17 protein-coding genes are annotated in these 19480 nt (G+C 62.1%); 11 read left to right on the top strand and 6 right to left on the bottom strand.

Features of this window, described 5'->3' with window-relative positions:
- Positions 1-8 precede the first annotated feature (8 nt).
- A complete protein-coding gene (locus FDP28_RS01760; RefSeq protein ID WP_144658895.1) occupies positions 9-1568 on the top strand; it encodes an LCP family protein in 1560 nt (519 codons plus the stop codon).
- A 73-nt stretch (positions 1569-1641) separates the two neighbouring features.
- Here FDP28_RS01760 and FDP28_RS01755 read toward each other — a convergent pair whose 3' ends face one another.
- Positions 1642-3594, bottom strand: coding sequence for a M13 family metallopeptidase (locus tag FDP28_RS01755; protein ID WP_144658894.1), 1953 nt, complete (start codon positions 3592-3594; stop codon positions 1642-1644).
- A gap of 249 nt (positions 3595-3843) precedes the next feature.
- Between FDP28_RS01755 and leuA the strand changes: the two genes are divergently transcribed.
- The 3 genes from leuA to FDP28_RS01740 all read left to right on the top strand — a co-directional run bounded on the left by leuA (position 3844) and on the right by FDP28_RS01740 (position 7247).
- Positions 3844-5583 carry a 2-isopropylmalate synthase gene (leuA, locus tag FDP28_RS01750; protein ID WP_144658893.1) on the top strand — a complete coding sequence of 580 codons (1740 nt, stop codon included), beginning with the start codon at positions 3844-3846 and terminating at the stop codon, positions 5581-5583.
- An 84-nt stretch (positions 5584-5667) separates the two neighbouring features.
- On the top strand, positions 5668-6420 hold the full coding sequence (recO, locus tag FDP28_RS01745; protein WP_144658892.1) for a DNA repair protein RecO: 753 nt from the start codon (positions 5668-5670) through the stop codon (positions 6418-6420).
- Between the two features lie 2 nt (positions 6421-6422).
- Positions 6423-7247: an isoprenyl transferase gene (locus FDP28_RS01740; protein WP_144658891.1), complete on the top strand. Its 825-nt coding sequence runs from the start codon at positions 6423-6425 to the stop codon at positions 7245-7247.
- Positions 7248-7262: 15 nt separating this feature from the next.
- Here the strand turns inward: FDP28_RS01740 and FDP28_RS01735 are convergent, their stop codons facing one another.
- From FDP28_RS01735 to FDP28_RS01725, 3 genes are read right to left on the bottom strand one after another with little or no spacing between them, the layout of a single operon-like run.
- Positions 7263-8333 (bottom strand): alpha/beta hydrolase, encoded by a 1071-nt coding sequence (locus FDP28_RS01735; protein ID WP_260842287.1) that lies wholly within the window; start codon positions 8331-8333, stop codon positions 7263-7265.
- Positions 8330-9352 (bottom strand): alpha/beta hydrolase, encoded by a 1023-nt coding sequence (locus tag FDP28_RS01730; protein ID WP_144658890.1) that lies wholly within the window; start codon positions 9350-9352, stop codon positions 8330-8332. The genes FDP28_RS01735 and FDP28_RS01730 overlap by 4 nt, the downstream gene beginning before the upstream one ends.
- 9 nt (positions 9353-9361) lie before the next feature.
- Positions 9362-11044 carry an FAD-binding dehydrogenase gene (locus FDP28_RS01725; protein ID WP_144658889.1) on the bottom strand — a complete coding sequence of 561 codons (1683 nt, stop codon included), beginning with the start codon at positions 11042-11044 and terminating at the stop codon, positions 9362-9364.
- A 68-nt stretch (positions 11045-11112) separates the two neighbouring features.
- Between FDP28_RS01725 and FDP28_RS01720 the strand changes: the two genes are divergently transcribed.
- Complete coding sequence (locus FDP28_RS01720) at positions 11113-12192, top strand: quinone-dependent dihydroorotate dehydrogenase (protein WP_144658888.1); 1080 nt, start codon at positions 11113-11115, stop codon at positions 12190-12192.
- A 59-nt stretch (positions 12193-12251) separates the two neighbouring features.
- On the opposite strand, the gene FDP28_RS01715 is transcribed toward FDP28_RS01720, so the two are convergent.
- Positions 12252-12845: a DUF3043 domain-containing protein gene (locus tag FDP28_RS01715; RefSeq protein ID WP_144658887.1), complete on the bottom strand. Its 594-nt coding sequence runs from the start codon at positions 12843-12845 to the stop codon at positions 12252-12254.
- Positions 12846-12960: 115 nt separating this feature from the next.
- Here FDP28_RS01715 and FDP28_RS01710 point away from each other — a divergent pair, with 115 nt between their 5' ends.
- From FDP28_RS01710 to FDP28_RS01690, 5 genes are all read left to right on the top strand, one after another.
- Positions 12961-14394, top strand: a complete 1434-nt coding sequence (locus FDP28_RS01710) for a dipeptidase (RefSeq protein WP_144658886.1) — start codon at positions 12961-12963, stop codon at positions 14392-14394.
- Positions 14395-14555: 161 nt separating this feature from the next.
- Positions 14556-14945 carry a HesB/IscA family protein gene (locus FDP28_RS01705; RefSeq protein WP_144658885.1) on the top strand — a complete coding sequence of 130 codons (390 nt, stop codon included), beginning with the start codon at positions 14556-14558 and terminating at the stop codon, positions 14943-14945.
- 184 nt (positions 14946-15129) lie between these two features.
- Positions 15130-15999: an aa3-type cytochrome oxidase subunit II gene (ctaC, locus tag FDP28_RS01700; RefSeq protein WP_144658884.1), complete on the top strand. Its 870-nt coding sequence runs from the start codon at positions 15130-15132 to the stop codon at positions 15997-15999.
- 10 nt (positions 16000-16009) lie between these two features.
- Positions 16010-17731, top strand: a complete 1722-nt coding sequence (ctaD, locus tag FDP28_RS01695; RefSeq protein ID WP_018777684.1) for an aa3-type cytochrome oxidase subunit I — start codon at positions 16010-16012, stop codon at positions 17729-17731.
- Positions 17728-18129 (top strand): cytochrome c oxidase subunit 4, encoded by a 402-nt coding sequence (locus FDP28_RS01690; protein WP_144658883.1) that lies wholly within the window; start codon positions 17728-17730, stop codon positions 18127-18129. Before ctaD ends, FDP28_RS01690 begins: the two co-directional genes overlap by 4 nt.
- Before the next feature lie 110 nt (positions 18130-18239).
- Here the strand turns inward: FDP28_RS01690 and FDP28_RS20460 are convergent, their stop codons facing one another.
- Positions 18240-18533: an HPr family phosphocarrier protein gene (locus FDP28_RS20460; RefSeq protein ID WP_186313469.1), complete on the bottom strand. Its 294-nt coding sequence runs from the start codon at positions 18531-18533 to the stop codon at positions 18240-18242.
- Between the two features lie 157 nt (positions 18534-18690).
- Between FDP28_RS20460 and FDP28_RS01680 the strand changes: the two genes are divergently transcribed.
- Positions 18691-19479, top strand: coding sequence for a GntR family transcriptional regulator (locus FDP28_RS01680; RefSeq protein ID WP_144658881.1), 789 nt, complete (start codon positions 18691-18693; stop codon positions 19477-19479).
- Position 19480 lies beyond the last annotated feature (1 nt).

Below are 19480 nucleotides of genomic sequence, written 5' to 3'. Positions count from 1 at the left end.
ACCGAATAGTGCGACGTCGTGACGCCCGCCCGGAGGGCACCGGCACCGCTGGCCCCGTTGCGGCACGCCATGGAGCCGAGGCCGACGGCACTCCGCGCCATATGAATGAGCGCAAGGGATGGCCGCTCTGGTTGAAGATCGTCACCGGCGTGGTGTCCGTCGCGTTGGTCGCCGGCGTCGCGTTTGCTGCTTTCTGGTTTATCCGACTCCAGACGAACATCACCAAGGCCCCTCTGAGTGCGGATGAAAGCCGCAATGCAGGTGAGGCCACGGCCAATGACAAGACCGACCGGCTCCAGATCCTGATCCTTGGCTCCGATACCCGTGACGGCAAGAATGCCGAGTACGGCACCAGCGAAGACTCCACGGGTTATGGTCACTCGGATGTCATGATGCTGCTGGACATCTCTGCCGACAACAAGCGCGTCAATGTCCTCAGCTTCCCCCGGGACCTGTTGGTGAACGTTCCCCAGTGCACCGACCGCACCAACAACCAGACCTTTCCTGCCCGAAGCGGCGTGATGATCAACGAGGCCATGGCAGAGGCCGGCATCGGTTGCGCAGTCGACACCATCAACAAGCTGACGGGCCTCGAGATCGACCACTTCATGATGGCTGACTTCAACGCCGTCAAGGAGCTTTCCCACGCCGTCGGCGGTGTGAATGTCTGCGTCAGCGATCCCGTCTTTGATCCGGACTCCCGCCTCCGCCTGCCGAAGGGTGACTCGTTGGTCGAAGGCGAGCAGGCCCTTGCGTTCCTGCGCACCAGGCATGCGTTCGGCGACGGAGGCGATTTGGGTCGCATCAAGGGCCAGCAGGCATTCCTTTCATCCCTGACTCGAAAGCTCAAGAGTGAAGGCACGCTGGGCAATCCGCAGCGTCTCCTGCAAATCGCAGACGTCGTGACCCAAAACCTGACAGTGGACGAGGGCCTCGCCTCGGTCCCTTCGCTGTTGACCATCGGTGGGCGGCTAAAGGATATTGACGTGTCGAAGGTAGCGTTCGTGGCTGTGCCTACCCAGGCTGCAGCCGTGGATCCGAACCGCCTTGAACTGGTTGAACCCCAAGCGTCCCAGCTCTTCGCGGCACTGCGCGCGGACCTTGACCTCACCACTCCCGGTGCGACGGCTACTCCCTCGCCGTCAGAGAGCCCGGCCCCGCAGCCGACAACCACAACGCCCGCCGCGCCTGCCTATGACAAGGCGATCCAGCCTGTTTCGGTGGCCAACGGCAGTGGTGTCGCCACCCGCGGCCAGGAACTGATGGCCGTTCTGACGGGCGGCGGATTCGCGCAGGCTGTGTCCTATCTGGCCAACCCCGTGGACCAGACCGTGCTTTACTACGGAACGGGCTTTGCCGACGTGGCCGCCGACGTCGCCAAGCTCTATGGCATCCCGGCCGCCCAAGTCCAAGAGGCACCTGGCGTGGCTGGTGTGCAGCTCTACGTTGGTACGGACTTCACAACCGGCACGGCCTACGGAGCAGCGTCGGTTCCCTCAGATGTGGTTAACCAAACTGCCAAGGACGCGGTGTGCCAACAGGTGAACCCGTTCTACATCGATCAGTAGCGGATAACGCAGGCGACTCATGAGAGAGGCCGGGCCAGTTGAAGAACTGGCCCGGCCTCTCTTGTTCATTTATTTACCAGATGCTGACGCGTTCCTGCGGCTCGGTCCACATTCCGTCAGCTTCGCGTACTCCGAAGGCCTCATGGAAAGCATCAAGGTTTCGTGCGATGGCATTGGTCCGGAATTCATTGGGGGAGTGCGGGTCGGTGGCGAGCCTGCGGATCGCTTCCTCGGCTCGAATGACCTGACGCCAGCCGGCTGCCCACGACATGAAGAACCGTTGCTGACCCGTAAAGCCATCAATGACTTCCGGTTCTTTACCATCCAGGCTCAGCAGGTACGCCTTGTAGGCAATGGTCAGTCCGCCAAGATCTCCGATGTTCTCGCCCAGGGTGAGCTTGCCGTTCACTTTGTGATCGGGGGCGGCATACGGTGAAAGGGCGTCGAACTGGGCCACGAGTTTTGCCGTGAGTGCTTCGAAGGCCTTGCGGTCGTCCTCGGTCCACCAGTTGCGCAGTGCGCCGCTGCCATCGAACTGCGATCCTTGATCGTCGAAGCCGTGGCCAATCTCGTGTCCGATCACTGCGCCGATCCCACCGTAGTTCACGGCGTCGTCCGCCTCCGCGGTGAAGAAAGGCGGTTGGAGGATGGCAGCAGGGAAGACAATTTCGTTCAACATGGGGTGGTAGTAGGCGTTGACTGTCTGAGGCGTCATCAGCCACTTCGACAGGTCAACGGGCTTGCCGATCTCGTCCAGGTGCCTGTCCACGTCGGCGTCATGGGCGCGCTCAACGTTGCCGAGAAGATCATTGGGGTCGATCTCCACGGCAGAGTAGTCAATCCATTTCTCCGGGAAGCCGATCTTGGGACGGAACGCGTCCAACTTCTTCAGGGCTTCCTTCTTGGTCTCTTCGCCCATCCACTCCAATGACGAGATGCTTTCGCGGTAGGCCTCGATCAGATTGGCTACCAAGGTCTCCATCCGGGCCTTGTGACCGGCGGGGAAGTGCCGTTCGACGTAGATCTGGCCAACTGCCTCGCCAAGTGCTGCTTCCACGACCGCGACTCCACGCTTCCACCGTTCCTTGTTCTGTGGTGTCCCGCTGAGGGTCGTGCCATAGAAATCGAAGTTGGTGTCAACGAAGGCGGACGACAAGTAGGGGGCGGCCGAACTGAGAACCCGAAGTGTCAGCCATTCCTTCCACGTCTGCAGGGGCTCGGATTCCATCAAGCCGGCAGCGCCGGTGAAGAAGTCGGGTGTGCTGACAACGATTTCCTGACGCTTCTCCGCATCGACCCGCGCCGCATCGAACCACGTGTCCAGCAAGGGAAACAGCGCCGTTGCCTCTTCCGCCGACTTCAAGTTGTAGGTCTTCTGGGGATCCCTGAGCGTCACGTTGTCCCAATGATGCGATGCCAAGGCCGTCTCAAGCGCGACCACGCGCTGGGCAGCCTGCGCAGCGTCAGGGACACCGGCGAGGGTGAACAGGCTTTCGATGTACTCGCCGTACGCCGTAACGATGCCGGCGAACTTGTCCTCGCGGTAGTAGGACTCATCAGGCAAGCCCAAGCCACCTTGACCGATGTACAGCAGGATGCGTTCAGGGTTGCCGGCATCCGGGGCGGGGTAGATCGAAAAGAGCCCTGATACATCCGAACGGAAAAGCCGGCCAATCAGGCCTGCCAGCTCTCCGGCGGATTGCACCGCCCGCACCTCCTCAAGTCGCGGCCGGACAGGGTCGAGTCCCTTTGCCTCGGCCGTGGCCTCATCCATGAAGCTTGCGTAAAGGCCGCCCACTTTTTGCTCGATGCCCGTGGCCGCTTCACCCTTGCCGGCGGCTTCTTCGATGATTGCCTTCACTGCGAGTTCGGCTCCATCGCGTAAGGCGGTGAACGTCCCCTCCAACGGCCTGTCGTCAGGAATCGTGGTGCTGTTCAGCCACGCGCCATTGACGTGTTGATAAAGGTCGTCCTGGGGCCGGACGCTGTGGTCGATATTCGAAAGAGTGATCCCCGACTGTGGCACTGTGGCTCCTTGAAGGGACGCTGCAGTCGGCGTTGCCACCGCTGCGGCGTCTGCATAGTGGACGTTGCATGAGGTGTTGCACTGTCATCATACGCACCGTGCTACTGTAATTTTGTGCGTGCGGAAATGCTTCTTCTTAGCTGCCGCGGCGAGGCCTGATAGCTGTTTGACGCTGGGCCACCCTCGCCGCGGAGTTTCGTTGTGTCCGGCCAAGCTTTCATACAGTTCTTAGAGAAAAGGCCACACGTCATGCGTAATGCACAAAAGCCCTCCGGTATGCCCATTCACCGCTATGTGCCGTTCCAGGACCAGATCACCGTTGAGGTCCCTGACCGTACCTGGCCGGACAAGGTCATCACCAAAGCTCCGCGTTGGTGTGCTGTTGACCTCCGGGATGGCAACCAGGCGTTGATCGATCCCATGAGCCCGGCCCGCAAGCTGAAGATGTTCCAGCTGCTGGTCAAGATGGGCTACAAGGAAATCGAGGTAGGGTTCCCCTCCGCATCACAGACCGACTTCGATTTTGTCCGTCAGCTGATCGAGGGCGGTCACATTCCCGACGACGTCACCATCCAGGTCCTGACCCAGGCGCGGGAACACCTGATCGAGCGGACCTATGAGTCCCTGGTCGGTGCCAAGCAGGCCATCGTCCACCTGTACAACTCCACATCGGTACTCCAGCGGCGTGTCGTCTTCAACCAGGACGAAGACGGAATCCTGGACATCGCACTGCAGGGCGCACGGCTCTGCAAGAAATACGAAGAAACACTGACGGACACGCACATCACCTACGAATACTCGCCCGAGTCCTTCACGGGAACCGAGCTCGAGTACGCCGCGCGTGTGTGCAACGCCATTGCCGACGTCTTTGAGGCATCAGCCGACAAGCAGGTCATCATCAATCTGCCGGCCACCGTGGAAATGGCTACCCCGAACGTTTACGCCGATTCGATCGAGTGGATGCACCGCAACCTGCACCCCCGCGACGGCATCATCATCTCCCTGCACCCCCACAACGACCGTGGCACTGGAGTTGCAGCCGCTGAACTGGGCTACCTGGCTGGCGCGGACCGCATCGAGGGCTGCCTCTTCGGAAACGGCGAACGCACCGGCAACGTGGACCTGGTGACGCTCGGGCTGAACATGTTTGTCCAGGGCGTGGACCCCATGATCGACTTCTCGGATATTGATGAGATCCGCCGAACGGTGGAGTACTGCAACCAGCTGCCCGTTCCGGAGCGCTCACCCTATGGCGGTGACCTGGTCTTCACGGCATTCTCCGGTTCGCACCAAGACGCCATCAAGAAGGGCTTTGAGGCACTGGAGAAGGACGCTGCCGCTGCCGGGAAGTCCGTGGATGACTTCACCTGGCAAGTGCCTTACCTGCCGATCGACCCGAAGGACCTGGGGCGCAGCTACGAAGCCGTCATCCGGGTCAACTCCCAGTCCGGCAAGGGTGGCGTTGCGTACCTGCTGAAGAATGAGCACAACCTGGACTTGCCACGTCGGGCCCAGATTGAGTTCTCCGGCGTCATCCAGCGGCGGACGGACGCCGTCGGTGGCGAGGTCAGCGGATCCCAGCTGTGGCAGATCTTCCAGGACGAATACCTGCCTTCAGACGAGGAACAGGCCCAGTGGGGCCGCTACACGCTGGGCAGCGTGAGCACCGAAACCGATGAAGCCGGTGCCATGACCATGAATGCGAACCTGCGGATTGATGGTGTCGAGGTGCGGCGCACCGGACACGGCAATGGTCCGATTGCGGCGTTGCTGGACATTCTGCACCAGGACGGCGTCGACGTCCGGGTCCTCGACTACAGCGAGCACGCACTGTCCGAGGGCGGCAGCGCCAGCGCCGCCGCCTACGTCGAATGTGCCGTCGGAGAGCGTGTCCTGTGGGGAGTAGGGATTGACCCCAGCACCACGACGTCTTCGCTCAAGGCTTTGATTTCTGCTGTGAACCGGGCAGTACGCGACGCCCAAGCCTAGGCTGGAACCGTGTGGTGACAGGAAACTCTGTCACCACACGGTCCGGTGGCCGTCCCGGGTCCAGGCATAGTGCGAAGATTAGATGTGGCCAATCCATCGTTTGCCGCCCGGGCCTATCGGGACGATGCCGTAGTGCTCCGTACCCACAAGCTGGGCGAGGCGGATCGCATCATTACCTTGCTCACGAAACACCATGGGCAAGTGCGTGCCGTCGCCAAAGGCGTCCGAAGGACGAGCAGCCGCTTCGGAGCCAGGCTTGAGCCCTTTATGGTGGCAGATCTGCAGCTGGTGTCGGGCCGAACGCTGGACATTGTCACCCAGGCTGTGGCCAAGGGTGCCTACGGGAGCAGCATCGCCGCCGACTATGGCCGGTTCACGGTGGCTGCGGCCATGACCGAGACCGCTGAAAAGCTGACGGACGCCGATTCCGAATCAGGGACGGCGCAGTACAACCTTCTGGTGGGTGCGTTGGCAGCCCTGAGTCGTTCGGACCATCCGCCGGAACTGATCCTTGACTCCTATCTTCTGCGTGCGTTGGCCACAGGAGGATGGGCTCCCAGCTTTACCTCCTGTGCCCGGTGTGGCCGTCCTGGACCGCATACTGCTTTTGCCGCCCCGGTAGGCGGCATGGTCTGTGGGGACTGCAGGCCGCCCGGTTCACCGGCGCCTGCGGCCGAAACCGTCGTCCTGCTTGGAGCCTTGTTGACCGGCGACTGGGCTGTTGCGGACGCATCAGATCCACGGCACCGCCGTGAAGCCGCGGGCTTGGTGGCAAGTTACCTGCAATGGCATTTGGAACGTGCCGTGAAATCCCTCAAACATGTGGAGCGAAGCTGACAGTGGCACTTGGAAAGAAGAGCAAGACGACGGCGACCCGGACTACCCCGGTACAGGCGCCTTACGCGCATCCTTCCGGAGCGGTTCCGCCAAATATTCCGAGTGAACTCATCCCGCAACACGTCGCCATTGTCATGGATGGCAACGGACGATGGGCCAATCAGCGCGGATTGCCCCGGATCGAGGGACACAAGGCCGGAGAGCCCGCGCTTTTGGACGTCATGGCGGGAGCCATCGAGCTGGGGATCAAGTACGTCAGCGTCTACGCGTTTTCAACCGAAAACTGGCGTCGCTCACCCGAAGAAGTCCGCTTCCTGATGGGATTTAACAAGGATGTGCTTCGTAGGCAGCGAAACCAGCTCGACGACTGGGGTGTCAGGATCCGCTGGGCCGGCCGCCGGCCCCGTCTTTGGGGCTCCGTCATCAAGGAGCTGGAAGAAGCCGAGGAGTACACCCGGGCCAATGACACCTGTACGTTGACCATGTGTGTTAATTACGGCGGGCGTGCGGAGATTGCGGACGCCGTCTCCGCCATTGCCGAAGACGTGGCGGCCGGTAGGCTCAAGCCAGGGTCCGTCAGCGAGAAGACCATCCAGAAGTATCTGGACGAGCCCGACCTCCCGGATGTCGACCTTTTCCTGCGAAGCTCGGGGGAGCAACGACTCTCCAACTTCCTGCTGTGGCAGTCTGCCTACGCGGAGTTCGTGTTCCTGGATACCCTCTGGCCGGACGTTGACAGGCGCACCCTGTGGGACGCCGTCGAAATTTACGCCAAACGCGACAGGCGCTATGGAGGAGCCGTGGACGCGGCGCCCGCCGCTAATTAGCCTGCGTGTGCTAATTCAGTACGGATAAGCCGCGAGCCACACTGCGACGTCCCGGTACGCTTGCTGCCGAACCGTGCGGCGCGACAGGAAGATGTCATGGAGCGCGCCCGGATAACGGAAGACCGCGGTTCGCCGTGCCAAGCCAAGGGCGCGCCGGGAGGTTTCTTCGACGTCGATGACGGCATCAGCGCGCATCAGGTCGGCCGTCCAGTCGGCTTGGATCCTGGTGCGGCCCGACAACAGAACCAAGACCGGGGCATCAATGTTCAACTTGCGCTCAACAGCGGCGTGCCCGGCAAGGACAGCCTTGGTCCAACCAGCTCGAATGGGAAATGAAGCCCGTGGCCGCCACACCGGGTCCAGCATCCATTCGCCATGCGCTTCATTGCTGACGCTTTCCCAGTAGGCAGGCATTTCCGGAAACCTGAAGGGGCGCTTCGGATCCGTGCGGGCGAACGGTTCCACCAAGTGCATGGCGATGCTGCGGACCAAGCTGCTGCCCTGGAGCTCAAGCCAGGGCGAGTTCAGGACCAGGGTGCCCACTGTGCCTGGGTTGCGGTTGGCCCATAGCGCGGCGATGAGTCCACCCAGGGAATGGGCAATCACATGGATGGTGGGAGGCGCATGATTGCTGGTCCGTGCTGCCACGTCCCGTTCGATCTCCCTCAGGGCCGCGGCAAGATCCTCGTCATAAACGCTGAGGTCGGACGTGTAGCCCGGTGTTTGTCCTGGAAGAAGGCTTCTGCCGAATTTGCGCAGGTCCACCGCATAGAAAAGAAAGCCTGAGGCGGTGAGGTATTCGGCGAGTTCCGTTTGCAGGAAGTAATCGGCCCAGCCGTGGAGATAGAGAACGACTTTGGGTGCCCCATCCGGTTCGTGCGGTGTGTGGTGCCTACGCTTGAGGAAGGTCGCCAGAAAATCGAGGATTCCGTGCGGAGCTGTCTCCTCGAGAGCCGGAGCGTGCCTCACAAGCGTTGCTTTGACCGGACCTTCGTCGTCGTCCTTAAGTGGCAGGTCCATGCATTCGTAGTTGCGGCCCAGGACGTCGGGCCTCCACTGCTGACCGGAATTGCCTGTCCCCGTCACGTATCCCTTTCCTCCTGCCCTTCCAGAGCGCCATGGCGCATGAATCCGCTGATCCAGCGGGCAAGCCTTGCATACGCGTCCTTGCGCACCTCGGGGGCTGAGAGGAAGACATCATGCAGGCCGCCATCAATCCGTTCCAAGGTCACTGTTCGTCCCAGCGCCATGGCGCGCAGGGCGATGATGCCCACATCCAGGACCGCGTCAGAGCGACGCATGGATTCCTGCCACACCATGCCGTTGGCGCTGGCCGCTGAAGTCAGAACCAACACAGGTATTTCCAGGTTGAGCCCCCGGGACACCTGCGAATGGCCCGCAAAGACGGCGCTCAACCATCCCGCCCGCACAGGGAAGGCAAAAGGAGGCCGGTACTTCTCGTCGAGCACCCATTCTCCCTCTGCGCTGCTGCTGATGCTGCGGAAGTAGAAACCTCTCTCCGGCAGCCGCAAGACAGTCTCCGGACGAAACCTGGCAAGAGGTGCGACCATGGCGTGGGCGGCACGACGGACCAGTGAGTTCCCGTGCATTTCGAGCCACGGACTGTCGAGTATCAGGAACTGGACCTGGCCGGGATGGCGGCTGGCCCATAACGCGGCAACCAGGCCCCCGGTTGAATGCCCCATCAAGGTCAGCGTGCCGTCGGGGTAGCCAGAGCGGTCATCCCGAATGAGGTCCATGGCCCTGTCGATTTCGGCGTCGTAGTACCTCAAGTCCGCTACGTAGCCGCCCGGAGTGTTGGACTGCAGGCTCCGGCCGTGGTTGTGCATGTCCAAAGCGTAGAAATCGTAGCCCTGTTCGGCCCAGAACCGGGCGAGCTCGGTATTGAAGAAGTAGTCGCTCCAACCATGGAGGAAGAGCACGGCTCCGTAGGACGCGCGTCCGCGTACTGAGCCACGCTCCGGGGAGGGCTTTTCAGTCCGATGCCGGACCAGTGTGGCGTGGCGGGTCACGCCGTCGGGCCCCGCCGCCTCGAAGCCGCAGGACTGGAAGTCCTTTCCGAGGATGTCAGGGGTCCACTTCATGGCTTTAGCTTAGACACCGTCCGCGGCGTTCCGCCCTGCAGCCCTGCCCGAGAAGAGGCAGCCGCCAAGGAACGTACCTTCCAACGCCCGATACCCGTGGATGCCTCCTCCGCCGAACCCGGCAGCCTCCCCGGCTGCGTAAAGACCCGGAACCGCTTCCCCCTCCACGCCCAATACCCTTGAGCCCAGGTCTGTTTGAAGGCCGCCGAGGCTCTTCCTGGTCAGGACCGAGAGACGGATCGCAACCAAGGGACCGTGCTTGGGGTCAGTCAGGCGGTGCGGGGGTGCGACCCGCATCAGTTTGTCGGTGGCGAAGCGCCGGGCTGCCCTGATCGCGGCAAGCTGTGGGTCCTTTCCAAGGCCACTGGTCACCTGCCGGTCCCGGGCGTCCACCAACGCCTCCAGGGTGCCGGCGTCGATCAGGTGGTTTTGAGCCAGACGGTTCATCCCCGCGGCGAGATCCCGCACCGATGTGGCCTCGATGAAGTCTTCGCCCCTTTGCAGGAAACGTTGGATAGGGGAGTCGGTGCCCGGCTTCAGGCGCGAAGCCAGGAGCCTCACGTCCTTGCCGGTGAGGTCAGGATTCTGTTCAGACCCGGAAAGAGCCAGCTCCTTGAGGGCGATGGTTCTGTCCAGGACGAACCATGAGTAGCCGTGGCCGGTTGCGAGAATATGGCGCAACGCTCCCAGGGAATCGAAACCCGGGAAGAGCGGGGCCGGCAATTGGCTGCCCTCGGCGTCGAGCCACAGAGACGAAGGTCCCGGGAGGATCCGGATTCCGTGCTTGGGCCACACAGGCTCGTAATTGTGGATGCCCTCGGGGTAGTGCCACATCCGGTCAACGTTGATCAATCTTCCGCCTGCTGCTTGCACTGCCGGAAGGAACCCACCGTCCACCGACGCGGGCACGCCACTGAGCATGTAGGCCGGCGCTGACCCACCTGGCCATTGCCGACGCACGAGATCGTGGTTGCCCCCAATCCCTCCCGTGGTCACCACGACCGCTCCGGCGTTCACCTCGAACTCGCCGACGGCGACCCGCGAGGACTCCTGGCCCCGCACCGCCGTCGACCATTCCAAGACCTGGCCCGACACGCCGGTGACCCGGCCCGCCGTCGTCGTCAAGGAAGCGGCCCTGTGCCTGAAGAACATCCGCACCTTTCCCGCAGCGACGCCTTCCTGCACCTTTGCGAGGAACGGTTGGACAAGCGCCGGTCCCGTTCCCCAAGTGACGTGGAATCGGGGCACCGTGTTTCCGTGACCTTGGGGACCGTACCCACCCCGCTCGGCCCACTGAACCAGCGGAAAAATGCCGACGCCCAGGTTACGGAGCCAACTCCTTTTCTCACCGGCGGCGAAATGGACGTAGGCCTCCGCCCAGGCCCGTGCGTGCCCATCCGCCGGTCGATCAAAGGCTGCAGAAGCCATCCAGTCGGACAGGGCGAGCTCGGGGCTGTCCTTTACGCCCAGCCTGCGCTGCTCCGGGGTATCGACCATGAAGAGTCCGCCGAAGGACCAGTGCGCCTGGCCTCCCACTGATGCTTCCGGCTCTTGGTCCAGCACCACAACGCTCTTGCCGGCGGCATAGGCGGTCGCGGCCGCGACGAGTCCGGACAATCCGGCACCAACCACCGCGATGTCGGCAGAAACGCGCCGGGGTCCATGATGTGCGTCACTATCTTCCAGCGGCATGCGTACATGCTAACGGCTTCTGCGGTCACGGGTTTGGCCAGCGGTCCCGGACCGGCAAAACTAGGAGTATGCGTGTTTACCCCACATTCTTCAAGTTGGCCTTTTCCTGGATGGATGCCGAGAAAGCCCACAAGATCGGTTTCCAGGCGATCCGGACAGCGCACCGTACCGGCGCCGGCCGGATTCTGGCGCGGCTGAGCGCCCCGGATGCCTCTTTGAGGACAGAGGCTTTCGGCCTCACTTTCCCGTCGCCGTTCGGGCTGGCGGCCGGCTTCGACAAAGAAGGCCACGGTATCGAGGCTTTGGCCGACCTTGGTTTCGGCCACGTCGAAGTTGGCACCATTACCGGCCAGGCCCAGCCGGGCAACGACAAACCCCGGTTGTTCCGCCTGATCGAAGACCGTGCCGTGGTCAACCGCATGGGATTCAACAACGACGGCGCCGCAGCCGTTGCGCCGAGGCTCAAGTCCGCCCGGGCTGCTTTGCAGAGGTTGTACCCGCAGTCGCGGCCGATCATCGGCGTCAACATTGGCAAGACCAAAAACGTGGACCTGGACGACGCCACGGCAGACTACCTGATCAGTGCGCGCGGCCTGGCTCCTGCCGCGGACTATCTGGTGGTAAACGTCAGCTCCCCGAACACGCCGGGCCTGCGTTTGCTGCAGAACGTTGAAACGCTGCGTCCGCTGCTGAGGGCCGTCGGTGACGCCGCCGACGAAGCTGCAGGACGGCACGTTCCCTTGCTCGTCAAGATTGCTCCGGATCTGTCCGATGAAGACGTTGACGACGTCGCCCGTCTCGCGCTGGACCTGAAGCTGGATGGAATCATCGCCACCAACACCACGATCTCCAGGGCCGGTCTTAAGTCCGACCCCGCACACGTCGAGGCCCTCGGGGCCGGTGGCTTGTCGGGTGCTCCGCTCAAGCAGCGATCCCTGGAAGTCCTCCGGCGGCTCAAGGATGCTGTGGGTGATGAGCTTGTGCTGATTGCCGTTGGTGGCGTCGAGACCGCCCGCGACGTTCAGGATCGCCTCGATGCCGGAGCAACACTGGTGCAGGGGTACACGGCTTTCCTGTATGAGGGTCCGTTCTGGGTATCCCGCATCAACAAAGGCCTGGTCAAGCTGCGGCAGCGGGCGTCCCGCTAAAGCCTCTCAAAGCAGAAGACCCCGGACCAGTGGTCCGGGGTCTTCTTGTCAATGGGGCTCTAGGCCGGGTACTGGCCGCGCTTCACCTGTGGCTTGGGGAGGCGAAGCTTGCGGAACTGGAGGGCGCGCATGCAGCCGTACCAGACTGATCCCCGCTCGACCTCGCCGAACTTCGCAGTCAACTGCTTGCGAAGCCTGCGGGAAAGAATGAAAACGTCCACGAAGACAGCGAGGAACATGATCCAGAAGCCCACCAGGACGTAGCTGATCCCGGCACTGGTCGGCGGAATGATCAAGGAAATGACCACGAACAGCAAAGCGCCGAACATCAGGTATTCGCCCAGGCTGAAGCGGGCGTCGACGTAGTCGCGAACGTACCGCTTCTGAGGGCCCTTGTCGCGCAAGGGGAGGTACTTCTCATCACCGGTATCCAATGCCTGCCGCATCTTCATGCGCTGATCCTGGATAGCCACCCGTTCTGCCGCTTTCGAGGCCTTGCGGTCGGTGGGCACAAGAGGGCGCTTCCGGGCGGCTTCCTGGTCCTTCCGCTTGGGCGTAGGGGCGCCCTTGCCGGCGCCCGGCGCCGGGGCGGTGGCGTAGGCCTGGTCTACTGTTGACTGAGCGCTGGGCTCTTCCTTTTTACGTCCGAACACCCATACAGAATACCCTCAGCGAGGTGGCGCAGGTTACGTCGTCCCGGTCGATGCCTCTTCGGTGCCCGGTCGGGCATCCCGGGATGGCCGGCCAGCCGGAGGTAAAGTGTGGGCCATGACTTCAGCACATGCGGACACCCCGCAGAACAAGCAACAGTACTCCGGCGACATCCCGGTCGAGGCACTGGCCACGGCGGTTGACGAGTCCTTCGACTCCACCATGGATTCCCTGCGCGGGCTCGTCTCGATTCCAGGCATTGCATGGCCGAGCTTCGACCCCAAGGAACTGGATCGAAGCGCCGAGGCCGTGTCGTCGCTGGTCAAGGCTGCCGGCATGACCGACGTCCGGATCCTCAGGTGCGACAAAGCCGACGGGACCCCCGGTGGTCCCGCCGTCGTCGCCCGTCGACCAGCGGCGGAAGGAAAACCCACCATCCTTTTGTACGCCCACCACGATGTACAGCCGCCGGGGGACCGGGCTCTGTGGAGGTCCGAACCGTTCGTGGCAGAGGAGCGGGATGGACGCCTTTACGGGCGCGGAGCCGCTGACGACAAGGCCGGCATCATGGCGCACCTGGCAGCCTACAGTGCTGTCAGCAAGGTCCTCGGCGAGGACCTCGGTCTCGGTGTGACCTTCTTCTTCGAAGGTGAGGAGGAAGCCGGCTCGCCGACGTTCGGCACCTTCCTTGAGGAGCACCAGGAGCTGCTGCGGGCAGATGTGATCGTCGTTGCCGACTCGAGCAACTGGAAGGTGGGCGTCCCGGCTCTGACCACCAGCCTCCGTGGCTTGGTGGACGGAACGTTCGAAGTCCGGGTTTTGGACCACGCTGTCCACTCGGGGATGTTTGGCGGACCGGTCCTGGATGCTCCCACGCTGTTGTCGCGCCTGATTGCGACTCTCCACGACGACGACGGCAACGTGGCGGTTCCCGGCTTGGCGGCCCGCGACGACGTTGCGGTCGACCTCACCGAGGAGGACTACCGCGCGGATGCGTCAGTGCTCGACGGCGTGCGGCTCGCCGGGAGCGGCACGATCGGTTCGCGCCTGTGGACCAAGCCGGCCTTGTCCATCATCGGTATGGACGTCCCGGCGGTTGATGTCGCATCCAATACCTTGATCCCCGCGGCCCGGGCAAAGTTCAGCATGCGCCTTGCGCCGGGTCAGGACCCCGAAGCTGCCATGGAGGCCCTGAAGCAGCATGTGGAATCGAACGCCCCCTTCGGTGCCAGGGTGACCTTTACGCCGGGGGAGCGGGGGAACGCTTTTGCCACCGACACGACTTCCGGGGCTGCGAAGGTGGCTTTGTGGGCCTTGGAGGAGTCGTGGGGCGTCAAGCCCGTCGAGATGGGAATCGGTGGCTCCATCCCGTTCATCGCCGACCTCATGGAGATGTATCCGGACGTTCAGATCCTGGTGACCGGTGTGGAGGACCCTGACTCCCGTGCCCACAGCGCCAACGAATCCCTGCACATCGGCGACTTCCGCCATGCTGTGCTGGCCGAGGCCCTGATGCTTGCGCGTCTGAATGCCGAGGGGCTGGGCGCCTAGGACCCGTTCGGCCGGGAACAAGGAAATGCTGTCCGTGGTTACGTCAGGAGTTATAGCTAAGCGTCTGCGCGACGTAGCATTAGCTGTAACCCGTATGTAATTGGGTAAGGGCAGGCAGCGTCCCGGCGCCGCCGCCAGAAGCTTCATAAGAAGGTAGGCCAATGAGCACTGCAACCAACGAAAACAGCACCGGAACACAGGTCGTCGCCAACGACGAGCTGCCCACGCACGAGGTCAACCTGACCGACGTGGCGGCAGGCAAGGTCCGCAGCCTCCTCGAACAGGAAGGGCGCACCGACCTTCGGCTGCGCGTTGCAGTCCAGCCTGGCGGCTGCTCCGGCTTGATCTACCAGCTCTACTTTGACGAGCGGATGCTCGACGGAGACGCTGTGCGGGATTACGACGGTGTTGAGGTCATTGTGGACAAGATGAGTGTCCCTTACCTCAGCGGCGCAAGCATCGACTTCGAGGACACCATTTCGAAGCAAGGCTTCACCATTGACAACCCGAACGCCGGCGGGTCTTGCGCCTGCGGTGATTCGTTCCACTGATGTGAGCCATCGCCGCATGTCGGCGCCACTTGCGGGTTGCTTTAAAGGCATCCGGAGCCACGGCGCTGACATGTGCGCGAAAACCGCCTGATAGCGGTAAGCTCTACATCGGGTAGTAAAACTTTTAGTGTGCCCGGTGAGCCTTCGGCCTGCCGGGAGACAGCAACAAGAGGAAGGGCCGTCTGTGAGTTCGCAGAACCGAACCGGCAGCCGACGCATAAAGATCACCTCGATCACTGGCTTGGCACTCGCCGGCGCGTTGGTTTTGACCGGATGTTCACCAGAGGTAGAGAAGGGTTGGCTGCCTACAGAGCGCGGCACTACCAACCACACTGACCGGATCATGGACCTCTGGGTCAACTCATGGATCGCCGCTTTGGCAGTCGGTATCATCACGTGGGGCCTTCTGGTCTGGTGCATCATTGCTTACCGTCGCCGCAAGGGCACCACGGGATTCCCCAAGCAGCTCAGCTACAACCTGCCGCTCGAGGTCTTTTACTTGACCATCCCGCTGTTCATGGTTCTGGTGTTCTTCTACTTCACCGACCAGGACCAGCGTGCGATCGATGACCGCTCACAGCCGGCCGACGTCGTCGTTGATGTCCGCGGCAAGCAGTGGGCATGGGACTTCAACTACAAGCAGGGCCAGGTCATCACCGAGGACCTCCACGAGGCTGGCGTCCAGGCGCACCTGACCGGCAACGAGGTCGACAAGGAACTGCTCCCCACGCTGTACTTGCCGGTCAACAAGTCCGTTGACCTGGAACTGAACTCCCGCGATGTCATCCACTCTTTCTGGGTCCCCGCGTTCCTCCAGAAGCGCGACATGATCCCGGGCAAGACCAACTACATCCGGTTCACCCCGACGAAGGAAGGCACCTTCGATGGCAAGTGTGCTGAACTTTGCGGTGAATACCACTCCGAAATGCTTTTCCGCGTCAAGGTTGTCTCCGAGTCTGAGTTCAAGGCCCACATGGACAAGCTCCGCCAGGATGGCAACACGGGCCTGCTCGGTGCGGAATACGACCGCAATCCGAACCTGAACGAAAAGTAAGGGGAGCGACGTGGCTACTTACACTCAATCCGCCGGGACCCTCGAGGCTCCCGTAGTTCCTAAATCCAAGGGACGCATCGTCGTCAACTGGATCACCTCCACGGACCACAAGACCATCGGGTACATGTACCTGATCGCGTCGTTCGTGTTCTTCTGCCTCGGTGGCGTCATGGCGCTGCTGATCCGTGCAGAACTGTTCGAACCCGGTATGCAGATCCTGCAGACCAAAGAGCAGTACAACCAGATGTTCACGATGCACGGCACCGTGATGCTGCTGATGTTCGCAACGCCTCTGTTCGCCGGCTTCGCCAACGTGATCATGCCGTTGCAGATCGGTGCACCGGATGTTGCGTTCCCCCGACTGAACGCTTTGGCTTTCTGGTTCTTCCTCTTCGGCTCCACCATTGCAGTCTCCGGCTTCATCACCCCGCAGGGTGCGGCAAGCTTTGGTTGGTTCGCCTACGCGCCGTTGTCGAACACGACATTCAGCCCTGGTGTCGGTGGTGACCTGTGGGTCTTCGGACTTGCGCTCTCCGGTTTCGGCACCATCCTCGGTGCTGTCAACTTCATCACCACCATCATCTGCATGCGTGCCCCGGGCATGACCATGTGGCGTATGCCGATCTTCACCTGGAACACCCTGGTGACGGCAATCCTGGTCCTCATGGCCTTCCCGCCGCTGGCTGCAGCCCTCTTCGCCCTTGGCGCTGACCGCCGCTTCGGTGCGCACATCTTCGATCCCGAAAACGGTGGCGCCGTTCTCTGGCAGCACCTGTTCTGGTTCTTCGGCCACCCCGAGGTGTACATCATCGCCCTGCCGTTCTTCGGCATCGTCTCCGAGATCTTCCCGGTCTTCAGCCGGAAGCCGATCTTCGGTTACAAGGGCCTTGTCTACGCAACCATTGCCATCGCTGCCCTGTCCGTGACGGTGTGGGCCCACCACATGTATGTCACCGGCTCGGTGCTGCTGCCGTTCTTCGCCTTCATGACCATGCTGATCGCAGTACCCACGGGTGTGAAGTTCTTCAACTGGATCGGCACGCTGTGGCAGGGATCCATCACCTTCGAGACGCCCATGCTCTGGAGCATCGGCTTCCTGGTGACCTTCCTCTTCGGTGGCCTGACAGGCATTATCCTGGCTTCCCCGCCGCTGGACTTCCACGTTTCCGACTCCTACTTCGTGGTGGCCCACTTCCACTACGTCGTGTTCGGTACCGTCGTGTTCGCCATGTTCGCAGGCTTCTACTTCTGGTGGCCCAAGTGGACCGGAAAGATGCTGAACGAGCGTCTCGGAAAGATCCACTTCTGGCTCCTGTTCCTCGGTTTCCACGGCACGTTCCTTATCCAGCACTGGCTCGGTGTTGAAGGTATGCCGCGCCGTTACGCCGACTACATGCCGCAGGATAACTTCACGTGGATGAACCAGTTCTCCACCATCTCTTCCTTCGTCCTGGGTGCATCACTGCTGCCGTTCTTCTGGAACGTCTACATCACGTGGCGCAGCAACAAGAAGGTTGAAGTGGATGACCCGTGGGGCTTTGGTGCTTCGCTGGAATGGGCAACCTCTTGCCCGCCGCCGCGCCACAACTTCACCTCCTTGCCCCGTATTCGCTCCGAACGCCCGGCCCTGGATCTCCACCACCCGGAGTTGGCCCAGGTGCACACCGCCGAGGCTCCGTCACCCGCAGCAGCAGTCTTGGGTAACGCCGACCAGAGGGACGTCAGTAAATGAAAATTGAATCGTGGCTCTTCGGGGCCGGAGTCTTCTTCTTCGTGCCAGTAGCCATCGCATATGGCTTCCTGACCGAATGGTCCGAGTGGGTCGGCGTGCTCGGCATCCTGCTGGTCGGTGGGCTCGCAGGCATGATCGGTGCCTACCTTGGCTTCACCGGCAAGCGCATCGGAATGCGTCCGGAGGACCGTCCTGATGCAGAGATCCACGAAGGCGCTGGTGAGCAGGGACACTTCAGCCCCTGGAGCTGGTGGCCCCTGGTCCTCGGTCTGTCCTGCGCTGGCGGATTCCTCGGCCTGGCCGTTGGTTTCTGGGTCACCTACGTGGCCGGCGGCCTGGCGCTCGTCGCACTCGTTGGCTGGGTCTTTGAGTACAGCCGCGGCGACCACGCCCACTAGTTCTTCACTTTGAAAAGGATGGGCCCCACCGAAAGGTGGGGCCCATCCTTTTTTGTTCCATTTCAGATCTGATTCATGAATCCCGCCGGCGCCGGATTCATGGGGCCGGCTCAGCGGGCCTCAGGGGCCTCCAGGACGGAGGAAAGGGCTGCCAATGCGTTGTTGGCCTCCGAGATGGTTTGCTGGTCCGTCAGGGCCTCGGGAGCGACCTCCAAGAAGACTTCGCAGCCGTGTTCGAAGTCTTCCGTCATGACCTCAAGCAGCGAGCGGGCGTCGACCGGATGTCCGTCAGCTTTTCGGATGGTTACCGGTAGTCCTGTTTCAGTGACAGCGCGTACGAAGACTGCCGCCGCCCGGGCGTGCAGGCCGATTTCTGCGGCAACCGATGCTTTGTGCTGCGGCAAGCCAGCTCCTTTGCTAAGGCGGTCACCCCGCCGAAAAATGATCCCTACAAGCGTAGCGGCCAGCGCCCGGCGCCTAACAACTTGGGCCCTCGCTGGTCTAGACCTGAGGTGTCCCTGAATTATCCTAGAACCATGACTTACATGGCGGACTACTGTCGTGGCTGACGCCGCGGGCATTGCCGGGGAGATCGATCGATCCAGCAACACGCCAATCTACGTCCAGCTCCGTGAAATCCTGCGAACCTTCATCGCGCAATCCTGTCCGCCCGGTTCAGCCCTGCCGTCCGAGCGGGACCTTTCCGAACGCTTTGGGCTCGCTCGCATGACCGTCCGCCAAGCGATTGATGCCTTGGTTGGAGAGGAAGTCATTGAGCGTGTTGTGGGCCTGGGGACTTTCGTCAAGAAGCCAAAGCTTGATCTGCAGGTGAAGCTGACGTCGTACAGCGAGGAAATGCAGCGTCGTGGCATGGTGCCGGCTGCCAAGGTCCTCAGCTTCGAGCAGATTGCGGCGAGTGCGTTTCTGGCGCGCGAACTCCAGCTGGACGAGGGGACACCCCTGGTGCGCTTCCGCAGGCTTCTGTTGGCCGACAACGAGCCCATGAGCGTGGATGAGAACTTCATCCCTGCGCACCGTGTCCCGGGGCTTCTCGACGAGGCGCCTCCCACCTCGCTGTACAACGTGCTGAGCGAACGATACGGCCTTGTCATGGAGTGGGGCGAGGACATGATCGAAGCCACCGCGGCCTCTCCTTCGACTGCCAGGCTGCTTAACGTTGACGTGGGTTCCCCGCTGCTGAAGATACAGCGGCACGCGTTCGTTGCCCGCGCCATGGTGGACTACTCGGTGTCGTACTACCGTGCCGACCGGTACAAGCTCTGGATTCCCCTGCAACGGCCCGGTGTGCGCCCAACCCGGAACTACGCCTCGGGGTACCGGACCCAGTAGT

Source organism: Paenarthrobacter nicotinovorans (assembly GCF_007670255.1).
GTDB lineage: Bacteria > Actinomycetota > Actinomycetes > Actinomycetales > Micrococcaceae > Arthrobacter > Arthrobacter nicotinovorans_B.
The sequence above is the reverse complement of the archived record's forward strand: the minus strand, read 5'-3'. Positions and strand labels throughout refer to the sequence as shown.

Bases quoted from the DNA above. Each gene is read 5' to 3' on its own strand.
- leuA (WP_144658893.1), top strand. From the start codon at position 3,844: ATGCGTAATGCACAAAAGCCCTCCGGTATGCCCATTCACCGCTATGTG.
- FDP28_RS01730 (WP_144658890.1), bottom strand. From the start codon at position 9,352: ATGAAGTGGACCCCTGACATCCTCGGAAAGGACTTCCAGTCCTGCGGC.
- FDP28_RS01725 (WP_144658889.1), bottom strand. From the start codon at position 11,044: ATGCCGCTGGAAGATAGTGACGCACATCATGGACCCCGGCGCGTTTCT.
- FDP28_RS01720 (WP_144658888.1), top strand. From the start codon at position 11,113: ATGCGTGTTTACCCCACATTCTTCAAGTTGGCCTTTTCCTGGATGGAT.
- FDP28_RS01710 (WP_144658886.1), top strand. From the start codon at position 12,961: ATGACTTCAGCACATGCGGACACCCCGCAGAACAAGCAACAGTACTCC.
- FDP28_RS01705 (WP_144658885.1), top strand. From the start codon at position 14,556: ATGAGCACTGCAACCAACGAAAACAGCACCGGAACACAGGTCGTCGCC.
- FDP28_RS01690 (WP_144658883.1), top strand. From the start codon at position 17,728: ATGAAAATTGAATCGTGGCTCTTCGGGGCCGGAGTCTTCTTCTTCGTG.